Source organism: Variovorax sp. P1_H2 (assembly GCF_056405295.1).
This window is the reverse complement of sequence record NZ_JBFUCJ010000001.1, coordinates 86,991-105,582: the sequence shown is the minus strand read 5'-3', so window position 1 is coordinate 105,582 and position 18,592 is coordinate 86,991. Positions and strand designations below refer to the sequence as shown.

The 18,592-nt window shown below is 68.0% G+C and carries 18 protein-coding genes and 1 pseudogene; 6 read left to right on the top strand and 13 right to left on the bottom strand.

The window, feature by feature from the left end:
• On the top strand, positions 1 to 1,368 hold the full coding sequence (locus AC1D2E_RS00540) for an anaerobic sulfatase maturase (protein WP_478195578.1): 1,368 nt from the start codon (positions 1 to 3) through the stop codon (positions 1,366 to 1,368).
• Positions 1,369 to 1,544: 176 nt separating this feature from the next.
• Here AC1D2E_RS00540 and AC1D2E_RS00535 read toward each other — a convergent pair.
• Positions 1,545 to 1,718: pseudogene (locus AC1D2E_RS00535) on the bottom strand (MBL fold metallo-hydrolase); the annotation flags it as partial.
• 53 nt (positions 1,719 to 1,771) lie between these two features.
• Here AC1D2E_RS00535 and AC1D2E_RS00530 point away from each other — a divergent pair.
• The 5 genes from AC1D2E_RS00530 to AC1D2E_RS00510 all read left to right on the top strand — a co-directional run bounded on the left by AC1D2E_RS00530 (position 1,772) and on the right by AC1D2E_RS00510 (position 4,662).
• Positions 1,772 to 2,173: a hypothetical protein gene (locus tag AC1D2E_RS00530; protein ID WP_478195577.1), complete on the top strand. Its 402-nt coding sequence runs from the start codon at positions 1,772 to 1,774 to the stop codon at positions 2,171 to 2,173.
• A gap of 14 nt (positions 2,174 to 2,187) precedes the next feature.
• Positions 2,188 to 2,379, top strand: a complete 192-nt coding sequence (locus AC1D2E_RS00525; RefSeq protein WP_478195576.1) for a hypothetical protein — start codon at positions 2,188 to 2,190, stop codon at positions 2,377 to 2,379.
• A 62-nt stretch (positions 2,380 to 2,441) separates the two neighbouring features.
• The gene (locus tag AC1D2E_RS00520; protein WP_478195575.1) at positions 2,442 to 3,257 is read left to right on the top strand and encodes a creatininase family protein; all 816 of its coding nucleotides are present in this window, start codon (positions 2,442 to 2,444) and stop codon (positions 3,255 to 3,257) included.
• A gap of 111 nt (positions 3,258 to 3,368) precedes the next feature.
• Positions 3,369 to 4,484, top strand: a complete 1,116-nt coding sequence (locus AC1D2E_RS00515) for a YncE family protein (RefSeq protein ID WP_478195574.1) — start codon at positions 3,369 to 3,371, stop codon at positions 4,482 to 4,484.
• A gap of 37 nt (positions 4,485 to 4,521) precedes the next feature.
• Positions 4,522 to 4,662 carry a hypothetical protein gene (locus AC1D2E_RS00510; RefSeq protein WP_478195573.1) on the top strand — a complete coding sequence of 47 codons (141 nt, stop codon included), beginning with the start codon at positions 4,522 to 4,524 and terminating at the stop codon, positions 4,660 to 4,662.
• A gap of 9 nt (positions 4,663 to 4,671) precedes the next feature.
• Here AC1D2E_RS00510 and AC1D2E_RS00505 read toward each other — a convergent pair whose 3' ends face one another.
• The 12 genes from AC1D2E_RS00505 to AC1D2E_RS00450 are packed head-to-tail and all read right to left on the bottom strand — an operon-like array spanning position 4,672 to position 18,587.
• Positions 4,672 to 6,078, bottom strand: a complete 1,407-nt coding sequence (locus AC1D2E_RS00505) for an amidase family protein (protein ID WP_478195572.1) — start codon at positions 6,076 to 6,078, stop codon at positions 4,672 to 4,674.
• A gap of 10 nt (positions 6,079 to 6,088) precedes the next feature.
• On the bottom strand, positions 6,089 to 7,372 hold the full coding sequence (locus AC1D2E_RS00500) for an aspartate aminotransferase family protein (RefSeq protein ID WP_478195571.1): 1,284 nt from the start codon (positions 7,370 to 7,372) through the stop codon (positions 6,089 to 6,091).
• Between the two features lie 12 nt (positions 7,373 to 7,384).
• The gene (locus AC1D2E_RS00495) at positions 7,385 to 8,464 is read right to left on the bottom strand and encodes a phosphotransferase (protein WP_478195570.1); all 1,080 of its coding nucleotides are present in this window, start codon (positions 8,462 to 8,464) and stop codon (positions 7,385 to 7,387) included.
• A 56-nt stretch (positions 8,465 to 8,520) separates the two neighbouring features.
• Positions 8,521 to 9,549, bottom strand: a complete 1,029-nt coding sequence (locus AC1D2E_RS00490; RefSeq protein WP_478195569.1) for a histone deacetylase family protein — start codon at positions 9,547 to 9,549, stop codon at positions 8,521 to 8,523.
• A gap of 16 nt (positions 9,550 to 9,565) precedes the next feature.
• Positions 9,566 to 10,273 (bottom strand): GntR family transcriptional regulator, encoded by a 708-nt coding sequence (locus AC1D2E_RS00485; RefSeq protein WP_478195568.1) that lies wholly within the window; start codon positions 10,271 to 10,273, stop codon positions 9,566 to 9,568.
• Positions 10,274 to 10,310: 37 nt separating this feature from the next.
• A complete protein-coding gene (locus AC1D2E_RS00480) occupies positions 10,311 to 11,219 on the bottom strand; it encodes a DMT family transporter (RefSeq protein WP_478195567.1) in 909 nt (302 codons plus the stop codon).
• Positions 11,216 to 12,580 (bottom strand): aspartate aminotransferase family protein, encoded by a 1,365-nt coding sequence (locus AC1D2E_RS00475; RefSeq protein ID WP_478195566.1) that lies wholly within the window; start codon positions 12,578 to 12,580, stop codon positions 11,216 to 11,218. Before AC1D2E_RS00475 ends, AC1D2E_RS00480 begins: the two co-directional genes overlap by 4 nt.
• Positions 12,581 to 12,593: 13 nt before the next feature.
• Entirely contained in the window at positions 12,594 to 13,532 is a 939-nt protein-coding gene (locus AC1D2E_RS00470) for a 2-hydroxyacid dehydrogenase (RefSeq protein WP_478195565.1), read from the bottom strand.
• Positions 13,532 to 15,184 carry an ABC transporter ATP-binding protein gene (locus AC1D2E_RS00465; RefSeq protein WP_478195564.1) on the bottom strand — a complete coding sequence of 551 codons (1,653 nt, stop codon included), beginning with the start codon at positions 15,182 to 15,184 and terminating at the stop codon, positions 13,532 to 13,534. The genes AC1D2E_RS00470 and AC1D2E_RS00465 overlap by 1 nt, the downstream gene beginning before the upstream one ends.
• A complete protein-coding gene (locus AC1D2E_RS00460) occupies positions 15,181 to 16,029 on the bottom strand; it encodes an ABC transporter permease (RefSeq protein WP_478195563.1) in 849 nt (282 codons plus the stop codon). The genes AC1D2E_RS00465 and AC1D2E_RS00460 overlap by 4 nt, the downstream gene beginning before the upstream one ends.
• Positions 16,026 to 17,000 carry an ABC transporter permease gene (locus AC1D2E_RS00455; RefSeq protein WP_478195562.1) on the bottom strand — a complete coding sequence of 325 codons (975 nt, stop codon included), beginning with the start codon at positions 16,998 to 17,000 and terminating at the stop codon, positions 16,026 to 16,028. Before AC1D2E_RS00455 ends, AC1D2E_RS00460 begins: the two co-directional genes overlap by 4 nt.
• 18 nt (positions 17,001 to 17,018) lie before the next feature.
• On the bottom strand, positions 17,019 to 18,587 hold the full coding sequence (locus AC1D2E_RS00450; protein ID WP_478195561.1) for an ABC transporter substrate-binding protein: 1,569 nt from the start codon (positions 18,585 to 18,587) through the stop codon (positions 17,019 to 17,021).
• Positions 18,588 to 18,592 lie beyond the last annotated feature (5 nt).

Genomic DNA, 18,592 nt, shown 5'->3' with positions numbered 1-18,592 from the left:
TTGAGCGAACTCGCAACGGCGCCTCAGGCGCCATCGGGCTTCCACCTGCTCGCCAAGCCGAGCGGGTCGACCTGCAACATCGACTGCGCCTATTGCTTCTTCCTTTCGAAGGAGGCGCTGTACCCGAACGACAAGCAGCGGATGTCCGAGCAGACGCTCGAGACCTACATCCGCCAGTTGCTCGAGTCGCACCGCACGCCCACCGTCACGGTGGCCTGGCAGGGCGGCGAGCCGACCTTGATGAAGCTCGACTTCTTCAGGCGCTCGGTCGAGCTGGTGCGCAAGTACCTTCGACCCGGGCAGACGGTGGAATACACCTTCCAGACCAACGGCCTGCTGATCGACGAGGACTGGTGCGAGTTCTTCAAGCAGCACGATGTCCTTGTCGGCCTCAGCGTCGACGGTCCGCGCGAGCTGCACGACCGCTATCGCGTCGACCGCCGGGGGCATGGCACCTTCGGCCTCGTGATGCGGGGGTTGAGCCACCTGCAGCGGCACGGCGTGAGGTACAACATCCTGTGCACCGTCCATGCCGCCAACCAGGCCCATGGCCGCGACGTGTACCGCTTTTTCCGCGACCAGCTCGATGCCCGCTGGATCCAGTTCATCCCGATCGTCGAGCGCGCCACCGAGCAGACGATCCAGATCGCCAACCAGGGCTGGAAGGCGCGTCCCGGCATGCCGCGGCTGTTCTACACCCAGACCGGCGACCGCGTCACGGACCGCACCGTAGGCTCCCTGCAATACGGGCAGTTCCTGGTCGAGGTGTTCGAGGAATGGGTCCGCCACGACGTCGGCCGGGTGTTCGTGCAGCTCTTCGATGTCACGCTGGAGGCCTGGCTGGGCCGCCACCTGCTGTGTATCCATGCGCCGACCTGCGGCGAGGGCCCTACGCTGGAGTCCAACGGCGACCTCTACGCCTGCGACCACTTCGTGGAGCCGGGCTACCTGCTGGGCAACATCCACCAGACGCACATGCGCGAGCTCGTGGCCTTGCCGGCCCAGCGCAAGTTCGGGCAGGACAAGCGCGACACCCTGACCGCGCAGTGCCAGCGTTGCGAGGTCCGGCAGGTCTGCAACGGCGGCTGCCCCAAGGATCGTTTCCGCATTTCCAGCGATGGCGAGCCGGGCCAGAACTACCTCTGCGCGGGACTGGAGCACTTCTTCAAGCACACGCGGCCCGCGATGCGCGTGATGGCGGGGTTGCTCGCCAGGCAACGACCGCCGGCCGACGTGATGAAGCTGATCGCCGTCGACGACAAGCGCCGCGACCCCTACCAGCCCTGCCCCTGCGGCAGCGGCAGGAAGTTCCGCTTCTGCCATGGCCACGGCGCGCCCATCACCTCGACTCCCCCGGTCCGCGCCTAGCCTGGGACACTTTTGCTGAGGCCCCATTCGCAGGGCTCGATGACGGTACGGCGCAGGTCATCCTGCAAGGCGGCCGCCTGCGAGAGAGGTGGCCCCGGTTGTCTGAACACCAATTTCCGGCGCCACCTCTTGGCCCGCCAAGCATTCCGAGCTGCCTGCGCTGAAGCTCCACTTTCTTACAGCAAATCGACAGGTATCTTCAGATACGAGGTGCCGTTCGCATCGGGAGGAGGCATGCGGCCGGCGCGCATGTTGACTTGCACCGACGGCAACATCAGCGCTGGCAGCGCAAGCGTGGCGTCACGAGCTTGACGCAGCGCCACAAAGTCGGCCTCGGCCGTTCCGTCTCTCGCGCCCGCCTACCGTTTGGTGGCGAAGAATCCTGGATAGACGCGATTCGCTCTTGTTCCAGATCAAGGCCAACACCGGCGCTGCACTTACCGTCGCTGTTGTGAAATCCGATTCCTTCGCCCACACATGGTATTCGTCGCCAGATCGGCCGTTGGCCGCGGGAACGATCTTCACGATCGTCGACGCAGCTCGGCGCCTAAGGGCAGTTGCGCAAGCGAGGGCACTGAGCGGCAGGAACCTGGCGTTGCTGGTGACGGTCACCGATCAGGAACCATCCACCCTCAAACGCGCCGCGCAAGACCTGGGCGCCCGGGTCTCCGAGCTCCGCTTCATCGAGACGGAAGAGTCGATGCAGCGCGACTTGGCATCAATGGCCCGGCTTCTACGTCAGCGCCCGAATCAACCATCCTTTTTCTCGGTGACGCGCAGACGAGGCGCGGCTGCGCTTTCGTAGCAGCAGCCAGGGAAATGGGCTTCAGCTTGAGTGTCGAGGATCGCGCCCGCGCCGCGTTGAACGAATCAGTTTTCGTGGTCGATGCCACGTACTCGCCCCTCTGGTCCTTGCATGGGCCAGTCACACCGATCGACGAGGCACGCCGCTCGGCAAATCACCGTTTCGTGATACAGGCGGTGCTGCTCGAGACGATCGCCAGGGCGTGAACGGGTCCGAGCGGAAGATCCCTCGACAATAGCGAATGCGTCGATTTCCAAGGAAGCCATCCATGCGTCTGTCTTTGCGTTGGGCCCTGGCCCCCGCCATCCTCCTGGCTTCGATGCACGCCGCCTGGGCCCAGGCGCCACGCAGCGTCGAACTGGAAGACCTGACGTGGACCGAGCTGCGCGACGAAATCCGCGCCGGCAAGACCACCATCCTCATCCCCATCGGCGGCACCGAGCAGACGGGGCCCTACGTCGCGCTCGGCAAGCACAACGCGCGGGTCAAGGTGCTCGCGCAACGCATCGCCGAGGGGCTCGGCAACGCCATCGTGGCACCGGTGATCGCCTATGTGCCCGAAGGCAGCTACGCGCCACCGAGCTCGCACATGCGCTTTCCGGGGACCATCACGGTGCCCGACGACGTATTCGAGAAAACGCTTGAGTCCGCGGCCAACAGCTTCAGGGTCCATGGCTTTCGCAACATCGTGTTCTTGGGCGACCACGGCGGCTACGCGAACGACCTGCGCAATGTCGCGGGCCGGCTCAACAAGAGCTGGGCCAGCGCGAACGCCCGGGCCGTCGTGCCCGCGGCCTACTACGGCACCAGTTCGACCGGTTACAACCAGATCCTGCTCGACCATGGCGTGCCGCACGACGAGGCCGGCACGCACGGGGGCCTGGCGGACACCTCGCTGCAACTGGCGATTGCCCCGAAGATGGTGCGCGTGGAAAGCCTCAAGAATGCCCCCAAGCCCGGGGCCGCCGATGGAATCTATGGCGGCGACCCGCGCCGTTCGACCGCGGCCCTCGGCCAACTCGGCGTGGACGCGATCGTTTCGCGGACCGTCGATGCCATCCGACAGGAAATCGCGGCCCGCTGAGGTGGCCGGATGCCCTGCCGCCTCACTGTTTGAATTTGACTTGCGGAGATACTCATGCGCTTGTTCCTTCGTCGTTCATCGGGACTGGTTTCAGCGACAGTGTGTTTGGCAATGGGCCTTTGCGCTGCCGGCAACGGCATGGCGGCATCTGCCGTCACAACCGTAGCGGGCATGCCGCCAGTGGTCGATGCATCCAACCTCTACGGCGAGGCGGCCGCCGGCCACCTGTCCGCCGCGGTCGCCGGTGCGCTCCCGCGCATTTACGTGCCCAACCTGCGCTCGAATGACGTCTACGTCATCGATCCCGTCACGCTCAAGGTGGTCGACAAGTTCAAGGTCGGCCTGAGCCCGCAGCATGTCGTGCCGGCCTGGGATCTGAAGACACTCTGGGTCGCCAACAACGCCGAGGGCCGGGCCGACGGCAGCCTGACGCCGATCGACCCGCTGACCGCCAAGCCRGGCAAGCCGGTGCAGGTGGATGACCCGTACAACATGTACTTCACGCCCGACGGCAAGGAAGCCATTGTGGTGGCCGAAGCGAAGGCGCGGCTGGACTTTCGCGACCCACGGACCATGACGCTGATGTCGAGCCTGCAGGTGCCCGGATGCAAGGGTATCAACCACGCGGACTTCTCGATCGACGGCAAGTACGCCCTCTTTACCTGCGAGTTCGGCGGCCGCCTGGCCAAGATCGACATGGTGAACAGGCAGGTTGTGGGCTACCTGGACATCGACAAGAAGGGCATGCCGCAGGACATCCGCGTGTCGCCGGACGGCAAGGTGTTCTACGTCGCCGACATGATGGCCGATGGCGTGCATCTGATCGACGGCGACGCCTTCACCAAGATCGGCTTCGTGCCAACCGGCGTCGGCGCGCACGGTCTCTACCCGAGCCGCGACGGCACGCGCCTGTATGTGGCCAACCGCGGATCGAACCACGTGCACGGCAGGCGCCACGGCAAGGGCAGCGTCTCGGTGATCGACTTTGCGACCCGCAAGGTGCTGGTGAACTGGCCGATTCCCGGCGGCGGCAGCCCCGACATGGGCAACGTCAGCGCCGACGGGAGGATGCTGTGGCTGTCCGGTCGCTTCGACGACGTCGTCTACGCGATCGAAACGACAAGCGGTGCCGTGACATCGATCCCGGTGGGCGCGGAGCCGCACGGGCTGACGGTGTGGCCGCAACCGGGGCGGTATTCGCTGGGGCATACGGGGAACATGCGATAGGCACGCCTGAAGCAAAGTTGCATCCATCTACGGGCCGGTGGCGCGCAACATCCACGGCATCGACGAAGCCGTTTCGCTCGACAGCATGAAACGCGTGGCCGCGACCATGGCGCAATTCATGGTCGACTGGTGCGGCCTCGAACCTGTCCAGGCGACGAACACGCGTTCGTCTTCGTAGCGATCGGGCTCAGGCGGCGCCGAGGTCAGCCGGCATCGGCGGCACGCCGCGCGCCTCGATGGCCTCGCCCGCGGCGAGACAGAGGTCTTCGCGAAAACGCCCTGCCACCAGCTGCACGCCGACCGGCGCACGGCCCGCCAGACCGGTCGACACGACCAGCGACGGCAGCCCGGTGAGCGGCAGTCCGATCATCGTCATCTGCGCCTCCCATACGCGCGCATACGCCTCGGCCCCTTGCAGGTCGAGATCGGTGGCGAAGGCCAACTCCGCGCACGCCGGCAGCAGCACGACCGGATAGCGCTCCAGGAACAGCTGCCACTTGCGCGTGATGGAGGCCCGCCGCACCAGTGCCGCGGAAAACTTCTCGAGCGTCATCGAGCGGGCGATCGCGGCCTGCCCGGTCAGCGCGGCGATGGCGCCGGCATCGCCCTCGCGTCGGGCGGCGGCCAGCAGGGCCTCGTAGCCGTCGCCCATCCACAGCGTGACCTGGGCGGCCACAGCCTCCTTGATCGGCGGCAGTGCATCAACCTCGTCGACCGTCCAGCCCGCATCGCGCAAGCGTTCGGCCGCGTCGAGCAGGGCAGCGACGACGGCCGGCTGCGTGGCCATCCCGTCGGGCCGCAGGCAGAGCGCCACGGTGCGCGGCGCGTCCGGCCCGGCCAGCGGCGCCGGCACCCACCAGGGATCGCGCGCGTCGGGCCCGGCCATGGCGGCGAGCGCGAGCCGCAGGTCGTGCACTGTGCGCGCGAGCGGGCCCGACACGGCGGTGATCTGGCCGCCGATGACCCGCTCGGGGCTCGATGCGTTGAATGCCGCGACGCGGCCCAGCGTCGGGCGCAGGCCGTGCACGCCGCAGGCGTAGGCCGGATAGCGAATGGAGCCCGCGATGTCGGTGCCGTGCGCGATGTGGCCGATGCCGGCAGCGACCGACGATGCCGCGCCACCCGACGATCCGCCGGGGGTGAGCGTCGCGTCCCTCGGATTCAGGGTGCGGCCATGCAACAGGTTGTCGGTGAACCAGCGGTAGCTGAACGCCGGCGTGTTGGTGCGGCCGACGATGACGGCACCCGCCTTCAGCAGGTTGTCGACCACGGGGCTGTTGTCGGTGGCGATCAGGTCCTTCTGGAAGCGCACGCCATTGCTGGTGGCGAATCCCTTCTGGTCGATGTTGATCTTGACCGTGACCGGCACGCCTGCCAGCGGCCCCGCCTCGTCGCCGCGGGCCAGCGCCGCGTCGATCGCGCGGGCGCGCGCCAGCACCTCGTCGGACCGGTGATCGACCACGGCGTTGAGCCGCGGATTGACGGCATCGAGCCGCGACAACGCCGCCTCGGCCGCTTCGACCGAGGACAGCTTGCGCTGGCGAATCAGGTCGGCGACGCGGGATGCGGAAAGACGCCAGATTTCTGTGGACATGGGCGCGTGTTTACAGCGTCTTCAGCACATCGTCCAGCGTGCCGACCAGAAGGTCGGCGTTCTCTTGCGAGAACACCAGCGGCGGCCGGATCTTGAGGATGTTCGCATGCTCGCCGGTGCCGCTGAGGAGCACGCCGCGCTCGCGCAGTCCGTTGACGATGCGCACCGTCTGCACGGTGGCCGGCACGCGCGTGGCGCGATCCGTCACCAGTTCGACGCCGGTGAAGAGGCCCGCACCCCGAACGTCCCCGATGAGCGGATGGCGCGACGCGAGTTCGACGATCCGTCCGCGCAAGTGGCGGCCGACGCGCCGGGCATTGGCCATCAGCCCTTCGCGCTCGATCACGTCGAGCACGGCCATGCCGGCGGCCATCGACACCGGGTTGCCRCCGAAGGTGTTGAAGTAGCGGCACTCGCGGCCGAAGCCGGCCAGCACCTCGGGCTTGGCCGCGAGGCCGGCCAGCGGGTGCCCGGCACCGAGCGGCTTGCCCATGGTCACGATGTCGGGCACCACGCCGTGCCGCTGGAAGCCCCAGAAGCTGTCGCCCGTGCGGCCCAGTCCCGGCTGCACCTCGTCGGCGATGAAGATGCCGCCGGCCTCGCGGATCGCGTCGACCGCCTCGGCCATGAAGCCCGGCGGGTCGGTGAAGATGCCATCGCTCGAGAACACCGTGTCGACCATCAGCGCCGCGGGCCGGATGCCCTGCGCCGCGAGATCGGCGATGGCCTCGCGCACACCCGCCGCGAAGGCCTTGCCCAGCTGCCCGGGCGGGATGCGGTAGCTGTCGGGCGCGGGCACGGTCCGCACCGCCTCGCCAAGCTGCACGAACTGGCCGAGCGAAGGCGATGCCTCGGCGATCGATGCCGTCACGCCGTGGTACGCGAAGTGCGTGACGATCAGGCCGCAGGCCTTGGTGTGCGAGCGTGCGATGCGCATCGCGAGGTCGTTGGCCTCGCTGCCGGTGCAGGTGAACATCGCATGCCCGAGTTGCGGCGGCAGCGTCGCCAGCAGCCGCTCCGCATAGTCGAGCACGCCGTCGTGCAGATAGCGCGTGTGCGTGTTGAGCACGCCAGCCTGGCGCGCGATCGCCTCGACCACATGCGGATGGCAGTGGCCCACCGATGCCACGTTGTTGTAGGCATCAAGGTAGCGCTTGCCGTCGGCGTCGTACAGCCACACGCCTTCGCCGCGCACCGGATGCAGCGGGGTTTCGTAGAACAACCGGTAGGCCGGGCCGAGCACGCGCGCACGGCGCTCCATGAGCGCCTGGCTCGCGGGAGAGATCGAGGGCATGGCGTCTGTTCCTCAGTGAAGGCCGCAGGCGCGGCGAAACGCGGCCGTGGCGGCGACTGCGCCGACGCGTTCGCAGGCTTGCAGCCGCGCCCACGAGAGCCGGTTGTTGCGCAGCAGGTAGGCCGCGTTCTCGGGGTAGCGCGCGGCGCGCCAGCCGCTGATGGCCACCACCATCACGAGCCGCGCGGTGATCATCGTGAACAGCACGTCGACCTCGGCCGTGGACACCGGCCGCACCGCGTGGTAGGCCGCGACGAAGGGAACGATGTCGGCCAGCGGATCGTCGCCGGTGCCGATCTGGTAGGCGGCGGCCACGGCCAGGTCGTCGATCACCGGCGCGCGGACCATGTCGCCGAAGTCGAGGATCGCCGCGATGCGGTCGGTATCGACCGGGTCGACCAGCACGTTGTAGATGTTGAAGTCGTTGTGGATCGGTTGCACCGGCAGCGTGTGCAGCACCGGCTTGGCGTCGCGCTCGAAACGGTCGAGCGCCGCCTGCGCCAGCCCGCGGCGTTCGGCGTCGGCAATGTGCGCGAGCAGGCCGCGCACGCTGTCGGCGCGCTGGATGTCCCACGGCAACGGCAGGTCGCCGGCGGGATGGTCGAAGTGGCGCAACGCGACGTCCAGCCGGGCCAGCATCCGCGCCAGGTTCTGCTGCTGCAGCGGCGTGCGCGGCGCTTCGGGCAGGGGCAGGCCCGGAAGGTAGGTGAAGAGGCGCACCACGCGTGGCAGGCCGTCGCCCGGATCACAGGCGAAGGACGGCGCTCCATCGAGTGTCGGCACGATGCGCTGCACCGGCAGGCCGGGGTCGTGCGTCGCGATGTGCAGCAAGGCCTGGGTCTGGAAATCGGCGACCAGCGCGGTCTCGGACGGGTGCGAGATCTTCAGCATGAAGCGTGCGCCGTCGCGCGTGGATTCGATGCGGTAGTTGCGGTCGCGTTCGCCAGTCAGCGCCTTCATGTCGCCGGCAATGCCGTAGCGCTCCAGCGCCAGCGCACGCACCCAGGCATCATCGAGTTCGGGCGAAGCTTCGCTCAGGACCTGCGCGTCGTCGAAGTCCACCGCAGTCATTGGAGCGGCTGGGCGGCTCATTGGATGACCTTCGCGCAGCAGCGCTTCGGTATTCGCCTTCGGAGCGGCCGAGCGGCTCATGCCGCGCCCGCGAAGCCGCGCAATGCGCTCGCGATGTTCGGACCGAGGTCGTCCGACAGGTAGCCGCCCTCCTGCACCAGCACGGTCGGCAGCCCGAGGCGGGCGATCTCGGCCATCAGCACCGCGAAGCCGGGTGTTCGGATCTTCATGCCCTTGTACGGGTCGTGCTCATGCGCGTCGAGGCCCAGCGCCACCACCAGCGCACCGGGCGCGAAGGCGCGAACGCTGTCGCAGGCGTCGCGCAGCACCGGCAGGTAACCCTCGAGGTCGGTGCCCAGCGCCAGCGGCTTGTTGATGTTGTAGCCCAGGCCTTCGCCCTCGCCGCGTTCGTGGGCATGGCCGGTGAAGAAGGGCGTGAAGTTGCGTGGGTCGCCGTGCAGCGAGATCGTCAGCACATCGAAGCGGCGGTAGAAGATCCCTTGCGTGCCATTGCCATGGTGCACGTCGATGTCGAGGATGGCCACGCGCTGATGCATGCCGCGCAGATGCTGTGCGGCGATGGCCACGTTGTTCAGGTAGCAGAAGCCGTTGGCGCGGTCGGCGTAGGCGTGATGCCCCGGCGGGCGGCACAGCGCATAGGCGGCGCGTTCGCCGTCGAGCACCAGTTGCGCGGCATGCGTGGCCATATGGGCCGATGCGATGGCTGCCTCCCAGGTGTGGGCGCCGATCGAGCAGGCGTTGTCGCCCATGTGAAAGCCGGCCTGCCCGACCACGCTCTCGGGGTAGGTGCAGGGCTGGCCCGGGAAGGGATGGATGTTGGGCATCACCTCCTCGGAGGGGTCATCGAGCAATCGCCAGCGGGCATGGGCCGTCTGCAGGAAGCGCAGGTACTCGGGCGTGTGGATGGCCGCGCGCGGCGCAGCGCCGTAGTCCTGGCATGTGACGATCTCGTGCCCTTCCTGCTCGACCGCCTTCAGCAGCCGGAAGGCGCGCTCGGGCTGCTCGTTGCTGCGCTTGAGCTTGCCGCGCACCATGAAGAGCTGCGGATCGTGGTCCTTGTGCGTGTCGGTGTAGACGACTTTCATCGATGGCTTTCGCGGATCAGGTGGGGGAAGGCGTGCCGTGTTGCTCGACGAACAGGGCGCGGACGTGGCTCCATGCGTCTTCGAGGTGCACGCGCATGGCGGCCTTGGCGGCTTCGGCGTCGCGCCGCAGCAAGGCGTCGACGATCGGACGGTGGGTGGCGGCGACCGCGGCCGGGTCGTGGTAGACCGCGTCGATCAGCGCGATGACCATGCGCATCTCGGTCTGCGTGTTCAGGAAGATGCGATGCAGGTGCGCGTTGCCCGAGAGCTCGCAGATCAGCGTGTGCAGCTCGAAGTCGGTCGCGATGCGTTCGTGCTGAGGCTGCGTCGGCGCGAGCCGCACCATCTCCTGGACCAGCGCCTGCACGCGCGCGAGCCCCGCGTCGTCGGCCTTGCGGCAGGCGAGTTCGATGGACGTCAGCTCGAGGCTCAGGCGCACCTCGTACAGGTCGTCGATCTCCTGCACGCTGATGCTGCGCACCGCGAAGCCGTGGCGCGGYCGCGCGACCAGCACCCCTTGGCGCTCGAGCCGGCGCGCGGCCTCGCGCACCGGCGCGCGACTGATGCCCATTCGGCGCGCGATGTCGGCCTCGACGATGCGGCTGCCCGGCCCAAGGTGGCCTTCGACGATGGCGCGCGTGAGCTGCGCTTCGACCAGGCCGACCAGGTCGACCGATTCGACCGATTCGAAGAGGGCGTTGTCCGGGGATGTGGAGAGGGCCATTTCTTTTCCTGTCTCGCTTTCGTTCTTGCTCTTCGTTCTATGCCTCGGCGCGGGAACGCGCGAGGTAGATGCCGGCGCACATGATCAGGGCGATGCCTGCCGTCGCCAGCCGGTCCGGCGGCTTGTGGAACCAGAGGGTGCTGAAGGCCACCGCCAGCAACAGCTGGAAGTAGTTGAGCGGCGCCAGCGTCGACGCCTCGACGCGCTCAAAGGCCGCGAGCAGCAGCCACTGCGCGAGTCCGCTGCACGCACCGCCGGCCAGCAACAGGAGGACATCCAAGGTCGGCGGCCAGCGCGCGGGCAGGAAGAACGGCGCCGGAACCAGCGTCACGACGAGGCAGACCAGGGCCGTGTAGGCGTATTGAACGGGGCTCGGCACGAGACCGGTCAGTCGTCGCGTGAGCAGTTGGAAGATCGCATAGCAGACCGCCGACACCGCCATCAGCACGGAGCCGAGCAAAGGCAGGTCGCCGCCGGGCCGCACGATCAGCAGCATGCCGCCGAAGCCGACGATGACGGCGATCCAGCGGCTGCGCCGCACCTGTTCGCCGAGCAGCCAGGGCGACAGCGCCACCATCAACAGCGGCGCGGTGAAGTAGATGGCGGTGGCCTCGGCCAGCGGCATCCAGATCAGCGCGGTCATGAAGCAGGTCGCGACCGTCGCCAGCATCGCGCCGCGCAGCACCAGCAGCTTCTTCTGCGGCGCCTGCCAGATGCGCAGGTCGCCATGGCGCAGCAGCATCGCGAAGGCGATGCCGATGACCGACACGTAGCGCATCACGTTGACGAAGGGCGCCGGATAGAACTGCAGCATGAACTTGCAGAACGCGTCGTAGGACGCGAAGGCGATCAACGCACAGAAGAAGAAGCCGACGCCCGCGGCCCGGGTCGAACTCGCGCGCCCGCGGCCGGCCGACGGGTCCAGCGCGACGAGGAAGGCCTTCACCCCTGTTCTGCCTCGAAGCGAAGCATCGCGCGGTCGAGGCGTTCGAACATCTCGTCGACCTGAGCGGCCGTCGTGATCAGCGGCGGGCAGAAGGCGATGGCATCGGCCAGCGAGCGGACGATCAGGCCCTGCGCCAGCGCGAGTTCGGTCAAGCGTGCGCCGGCTTTCTTCGCGGGATCGAAGGGCGTGCGCCCGGCCGGATCCGCCGCGAGCTCGATGGCCCCGATGAAACCGACGCCGCGCACCTCGCCCACGAACGGACGCGACGCATAGCGCCGCAGCCCTCGCTGGAACTTCGGCGCCAGCGACTGCACGTGCGCAAGGATGTTCTCCTCTTCGTAGATCCGCAGCGTTTCCAGCGCAATGGCGCAGGCCACCGGATGGCCCGAATAGGTGAAGCCGTGCCCGAAGGTGCCGATCTTGCCGCTGTTGGCCGCCACGGCGGCATGCACCTTGTCATTGACCAGCACGGCCGAGATCGGCACGTAGCCCGACGACAGGGCCTTGGCCGCCGTCAGGATGTCGGGCTTCAGGCCGAAGGTGGTCGAGCCGAACATCTCGCCGGTGCGGCAGAAGCCGCAGATCACCTCGTCGGCGATCAACAGCACGTCGTACCTGGCGAGCACCGCCTGCACCTTTTCGAAGTAGCCGGCCGGCGGCACCAGCACGCCGCCCGCGCCCATCACCGGTTCGGCGATGAAGGCGCCGACCGTCTCGGGGCCTTCATCGAGGATGCGTTGCTCCAGCGCGCCGGCCAGCCGCGTCGCGAAGTCCTCTTCGCTCTCGCCGGCTTCGGCATGGCGATAGTGGTGCGGGCATTCGACGTGCAGGAAGCGATCGATCGGCAGGTCGAAGTCGCGGTGATTCGAGGGCAGGCCGCTGAGGCTGGCGGCCGCGACCGTGACGCCGTGGTACGCGTTCTTGCGCGCGATGATCTTCTTCTTGCCGGGCTTGCCGATCGCGTTGTGGTAGTACCAGACCAGCTTCACCGCCGTGTCGTTGGCCTCCGAGCCCGAGTTGGCGAAGAAGACCTTCGACATCGGCACCGGCGCCATCGACAGCAGCTTGTCGGCCAGCGCGATGGCCGGCGGGTTCGACCGGCCGTTGAACATGTGGTAGCAGGGCAAGGTGCGCAAGGCGTCGCTTCCCGCCTTGGCCAGGCGCTCGTTGCTGAAGCCCAGCGAGGCGCACCACAGGGCCGACATGGCCTCCAGGTAGCGGCGGCCCTGGTCGTCCTCGACATAGATGCCGTCGCCGCGCTGGATGACCAGCGGGCCGACCTGCGGATGGGTCGCCAGGTTCGTGAAGGGATGCAGCACCGACGCGATGTCGTGGGCGGCGGCGGAGGTGGATGTGTTCATGTCGCCTCGATTCTCAATAGCCGCGCTCGATGTCGACCTGGTTGACGGGACGAATCCCTTGCCGGAGCGACGCCAGGTTGGCCAGCGTCTGTTGCGCGATGACCGTCGCGTCGGTGCGCGTCGCGATATGCGGTGTCACGAGAATGCGCGGCTCCTTCCAGAACGGATGCGTGGCCGGCAGAGGCTCCTGCGAGAACGCGTCGAGCGTGGCCCCCGACAGCCGGCCCTGCGCCAGTGCCTGCAGCAGATCGGCCTCGACCAGATGGTCCCCGCGGCCGACGTTGACGATGTGCGCGCCACGCGGCAGCCTGGCGAAAAGATCGGCATCGAGAAAGCCCTGTGTCTGCGGCGTCAGCGGCAGCAGGCACACCAGCGTGTCGCAGCCCGAGAGGAATTCATCGAGCTGGTCATCGCCGTGGAATCCAGCCACGCCGGCCGGCAGGCCGGCCTTGGCGCTGCGGCTCCAGCCGCGCACCTGGTAGCCGATGGCGGCGAGCGCATCCGCGCAGGCCAGGCCCAGGGTGCCGAGGCCGGCGATGCCCACCCGGTGTCTGCCCGGCGACACCACGGGCTGCTCTTGCCAACGACCGGCGGCCGAGTTCGCGACGTAGGCGCGCATGCCGCGATGCTGCTGCACCACCGCCCAGCAGACGTAGGCCTTCATGCCGGCCGCCATGCCGGGGTCGACGATGCGGCACAAGGGCAATGCACGCGGCAGGTCGGGGTCGGCCAGCACGTGATCGACGCCGGCCGCCAGCGACTGCACCAGCCGGAGCGCCGGCATCTGCGCCAGCCGGCCGTGCGGCGCGAACCAGCAGACCGCGACGTCGATCTCGTCCAGCGCGCCGAGGTCCGCGCCCTGCCTCACTTCGACGCCGGGGTCGACGGCACGAAAGGCGTCCGCCACGTAGCCCAGGTCGAGCACTTCGCTCAGCAATGCGACGCAGGTCATCAGGCCGCCCTCAACATCCCGGCCTCGGCTGGCGCGGCCAGCCTCGGAACCGCATCGATCAGCTTGCGCGTGTATGCGTGCCGCGGGTCGCCGAGCACCTTGTGCGTTTCGCCATACTCGACGACCACGCCGCGCTGCATGACGGCGATGTGGTCGCACATCTGGCCGGCCACGCGCAAGTCGTGCGTGATGAAGACCATCGCGAGCTGGAACTTCTCGCGCACCTGCGCGAAGAGCTCGAGCACCTGCGCCTGGACCGACACGTCGAGCGCCGACACCGGCTCGTCGGCGACCAGCAGCTCGGGCTGCATCGCGAGCGCCCGGGCGATGCCGATGCGCTGCCGCTGCCCGCCCGAGAACTCGTGCGGATAGCGCTGCGCCGCATCGGCGCCGAGGCCGACCAGCTGCAGCAGTTCCATCGTGCGCGCCATCGCTTCGGATGGGCCCACGCCCTGCGCGATCGGTCCGCCCGCGATCGCCGCGCCCACGCGGTGGCGTGGGTTGAGCGATGCGTACGGGTCCTGGAACACCATCTGGATCTTGCCGGCCGCCGCCCGACGGAACGCTTCGCCCTGGGCCAGGTTGCGGCCCTTGAAGAGGATGCGCCCGCTGTCGAAGGGCGCGAGACCGACGAGACAGCGGCCGAGGCTCGACTTGCCCGACCCCGACTCGCCGACCACGCCCAGCGTCTGGCCGCGCAGCAGGTCGAAGTTGATGTCCTTCGCGGCTTGCGTGGTGCGGCCGCGCGAGAACAGGCCACCGCCGGTGCGGTAGGTCTTGCACAGGTCCTGCACCTGCAGCACGCGGATCGCGTCGCCGGAAAGCGTCGCGCGCTGCGCCTGCCCGTTCGGAATGGCGGCGATCAGCCGGCGCGTGTAGGGATGCTCGGGCGCATCGAGCACCCGCCGCGCCGGGCCCGCCTCGACCACCTTGCCGGTCTGCATGACGACCACGTGATCGGCGATCTCCGAGACCACGCCGAAGTCGTGCGTGATGAAGAGCACGGCGGTGCCGCGGCGCTGCTGCAGCTCGCGCACCAGCTTCAGGATCTGCGCCTGGGTGGTCACGTCGAGCGCGGTCGTCGGCTCGTCGGCGATCAGCAGCACCGGCTCCAGCACCAGCGCGCAGGCGATCATCACGCGCTGGCGTTGCCCGCCCGACAGGCGGAACGGGTAGCTGTCGATCAGCAGTTCGGGGTCGGGCAAGCCGACGTCGGCGAGCGCGGCCACGATGCGGCGCCGCTTCTCGGCGGCGGGCACGGTGCCGTGCGCGTCGAGCACCTCGCCGATCTGCTCGCCGATGCGCATGACCGGGTTCAACGCCGTCATCGGCTCCTGGAACACCATGCCGATGCGGCGCCCGCGCAGCTCGCGCATCTGCGGCTCGGTGAGCGCGAGCAGGTCGACGCCCTCGAACAGGATCCTGCCGCCGACCGGCGCGACGTGCGGGCGCGGCAGCAGGCCCATCACGGCGTTCGCGATCATCGACTTGCCCGATCCCGATTCGCCCACGACGCACAGCGTCTGGCCCGGCAGCACCGACAGCGTCGCGCCTTCGACCGCCAGCGCGCGGTCGGCACCCCGGGGCAGGCTGATGCTCAGGTCGACGACGTCGAGCACCGGCTGCACGGGTTTTTCGATGGTGTTGCTCATTTCGTCCTGCCGTCGAGTCGCGTATTGAGCCCATCGCTCATGCCTTCGCCGACGAGATTGAGCGCCAGCACCGTGAGCACGATCGCCAGACCCGGGAACAGCGCCATCCACCAGGCCTGGCGCAGCACGGTCCGGGCCGAGCCGACCATGTAGCCCCAGCTCATCTGGTTCGGGTCCCCCAGGCCGAGGAAGCTCAGGCTCGATTCGAGCAGGATGGCCGTGGCGACCATCAGCGACGCCATCACGATGATGGGTGACATGGCGTTCGGCAGGATCTGCGTGAGGATGATGCGCGGCGTCGACTCGCCGGCCAGCAACGCGGCCTGCACGAAGTCGCGCTGCCGCAGCGTGAGGAACTCGCCGCGCACCAGCCGCGCCACCGGCGGCCACGACACGATGGCGATGGCCGCGACGATCGATTGCACCGAAGGCTGGAAGATCGCGACCAGCACGATCGCCAGGGCGAAGCTCGGCACCGCCTGGAAGATCTCGGTGAAGCGCATCAGCGTCGCGTCGATCCAGCCACCGAAGTAGCCGGCGACGGCGCCGAGCGTGACGCCGATGAGCAGCGCGACGACCGTCGAGACGAGTCCGATCAGCAGCGAGATGCGCGCGCCGTAGATCAGCCCCGACAGGATGTCGCGGCCCAGCGTGTCGGTACCCAGCGCGAAGCCGGGTTCGGTCCAGGGTCGCAGGAACGGTTGCTGCACCATGCCCCATGGATCGTTGGTTGCGATGGAGGGTCCGGCGAGCGCGACGACCGCGACCACCAGCAGCACGAGCAGGCCCGCCACTGCGCCCTTGTTGCGCAGGTAGCGTTGCCAGAAAGCATTCTTGATCKTCATGCGAGTTCGATTCTTGGATCGACCAACGTGTAGACGAAGTCGGTGATCAGGTTGAAGAGCACCGCCATCGCCGCAGTCACCAGGAAGGCGCCGAGCAGGAGGCTGTAGTCGCGCTGCAGCAGCGCGTCGAACATCAGGCGGCCGATGCCGGGCCAGGCGAACACGGTCTCGGTCAGCACCGCGCCGCCGATCATCCCGCCGGCCTGGATGCCTGCCAGCGTGACGACCGGCAGCAGCGCGTTGCGCAACACGTGGGCGCGCAGGATACGGCCGGGCTTGACGCCTTTGGCGCGCGCCGTCTTCACGAAATCCATCTGTGCCACGTCGATCATCGCGGCGCGCGTCATGCGCGCATACACCGCCATGTAGAAGAGCGCCAGCGTGAGTGCCGGCAAGAACAGATGCTGCGCCACGTCCCACGCCAGCGCGAAGCCACTGGCGCCCGAGCCGACGGTGCTGAAGCCGAAACCCGGCAGCCAGTCGAGCTGGACCGTGAACACCAGCACCGCCATCAGCGCGAGCCAGTACAAGGGCGTCGCGTAGAACACCAGCGCCACCACCGTGATCGCGCTGTCGATCCAGGTGCCGGCCCGCCGCGCCGACAGCGCGCCGAGCGTGATGCCGAACAGCAGCGACAGCGCGAAGGCGCTGCCGGTGAGCAGCAGGGTTGCGGGCAGGCGGTCCACGATCAGCTTCAGCACCGGCTGCTGCTGCCGGTAGGAATAGCCGAGGTCGAGCCGCACGACCTTGCCGATGTAGGTGGCAAGCTGCGTCGTGATCGGCTGGTCGAGCCCGAACTGCGCACGCAACTGGGCCACGAACTGGGCATCCGAGGCGCCCGCTTCGCCGGCCAGCACCGACACCGGATCGCCCGGCGCCGCGCGCACCAGCATGAAGTTGACGGTCGCGATGATCAGGATGGCCGCCAGACCCTGCAATGCGCGGGTGAGCATGAACTGCGTGCGCTTCATGTCAGTGCCCGCCCTGCTTCATCCGACCGATGCGCCGGCGAGGCTGTCGTTCAGGCCGATGCCGGAGCTCACGACATTGCTCAGCCTGGTGCGGTAGAGCGTCGGGAAGTTGATCTCGTACAGCCATGCGACCGGCACCTCGTCGAGCAGGATCTTCTGCGCCTGCAGGTAGATCGCCTTGCGCTTCTCGGGGTCGGCTTCCTTGGCGCCGGCATCGAACAGTTCGTCCAGCTTCGGGTTCGAGTAGCCCTCGACGTTGTTGAACGGCGATCCCTTGGCGATGTTGGCCGTCGTGTAGTTGCGCGCCACGCCGAGCGCCGGGTCGCCGTACTGGTACACGTAAGTGAAGGCGAGGTCGTAGTCCCACTCATTGAGCTTCTGGTTCCAGCCCGCCACGTCGGTGGCGACCATCTCGATCTTCACGCCGGCCTGCAGCAGGTTCTGGCGCAGGATCTCGGCGGCGCGCGTCCAGGTCTCGCCGTACGGCAGCGGCAGCAGGCGCAGCGTCTCACCCTTGTAGCCGGCTTCGGCGAGCAGCTTCTTCGCGGTCTCGACGTTGCGCGGGTACTTGGCGACCTCGGTGCTGTAGAACTTGATGTTGCTGTTGAAGGGCCCGGTCGCCGGCTTGGCGAAGCCCTGCCACGCGACCTTGCAGATCGCCTCGCGGTCGATCGCGAACATCATGGCCTGGCGGAACTTCACGTTGTCCATCGGCGCCTTGCGGTTGTTGATCCACATCCACGCGTGCGGCGCAAAGAACTCCCATCCCTTGGTCGTGACCGCGGCGCCGGGCAGCTTCGAGAGGCGCAGCACGTCGAAGTATTCGACCGCGCCGCCGGGTACCAAGTCGACCTTGCCCGATTCGAAAGCCGCGGCGCGCGAGGCCGCGTCGGGGATCACGTGGAAGTACACGCTCTCGACCAGCGGCAGGTCCTTCACGTGGTACTTGTCGTTCGCCACCAGATGGATGTACGAGCCCTTGACCCATTCCTTGAACTTGAACGGGCCGGTGCCGATCGGCGTGGCGTTGGCCGGGTTGGTGAGGAAATCCGTGCCTTCGTAGATGTGCTTGGGCACCATCGGCATGCTGCCCACTTCGAAGATGCCGATGAAGGGGCCGAACGGGTACTTGAGCTTGAACTCGACCGTCAGGGGATCGATGGCCTTGATGCTCTCGACGGCCGCCAGGTTGGCCCGCAGGCGCGCGTGTGTCTTGCGCAGGAACACGTCGGCCGAGAACACCACGTCGTCGGCCGTGAAGGGCTTGCCATCGTGCCAGGTGACACCGGGCTTGAGCTTGAAGGTGAAGACCGTGCCTTCCTTGTTCTGCGTCCACGAGGTGGCGAGCGACGGCAATGGGTTGATCTTTTCGTCGTAGCGCAGCAGGCCTTCGTAGATATTGCCGGCCACCAGCTGGGTCGGGCCGTTCTGCGTGATGCCGACCATCAGGCCGGGCGGCTCCGGCTGCACGACGGCGTTGATGACGCCGCCTTTCCTGCCTGCGGCCAGGACATGCAGGGGCACACCGGCCAGGGTGATGCCGGCACCGGCGGCGACGCCCATTTGAATGAGGCTGCGACGTTTCATGAGAT

Bases quoted from the DNA above. Each gene is read 5' to 3' on its own strand.
- AC1D2E_RS00525 (WP_478195576.1), top strand. From the start codon at position 2,188: ATGGGCTTCAGCTTGAGTGTCGAGGATCGCGCCCGCGCCGCGTTGAAC.
- AC1D2E_RS00520 (WP_478195575.1), top strand. From the start codon at position 2,442: ATGCGTCTGTCTTTGCGTTGGGCCCTGGCCCCCGCCATCCTCCTGGCT.
- AC1D2E_RS00505 (WP_478195572.1), bottom strand. From the start codon at position 6,078: ATGTCCACAGAAATCTGGCGTCTTTCCGCATCCCGCGTCGCCGACCTG.
- AC1D2E_RS00495 (WP_478195570.1), bottom strand. From the start codon at position 8,464: ATGAGCCGCCCAGCCGCTCCAATGACTGCGGTGGACTTCGACGACGCG.
- AC1D2E_RS00490 (WP_478195569.1), bottom strand. From the start codon at position 9,549: ATGAAAGTCGTCTACACCGACACGCACAAGGACCACGATCCGCAGCTC.
- AC1D2E_RS00475 (WP_478195566.1), bottom strand. From the start codon at position 12,580: ATGAACACATCCACCTCCGCCGCCGCCCACGACATCGCGTCGGTGCTG.
- AC1D2E_RS00470 (WP_478195565.1), bottom strand. From the start codon at position 13,532: ATGACCTGCGTCGCATTGCTGAGCGAAGTGCTCGACCTGGGCTACGTG.
- AC1D2E_RS00465 (WP_478195564.1), bottom strand. From the start codon at position 15,184: ATGAGCAACACCATCGAAAAACCCGTGCAGCCGGTGCTCGACGTCGTC.
- AC1D2E_RS00455 (WP_478195562.1), bottom strand. From the start codon at position 17,000: ATGAAGCGCACGCAGTTCATGCTCACCCGCGCATTGCAGGGTCTGGCG.
- AC1D2E_RS00450 (WP_478195561.1), bottom strand. From the start codon at position 18,587: ATGAAACGTCGCAGCCTCATTCAAATGGGCGTCGCCGCCGGTGCCGGC.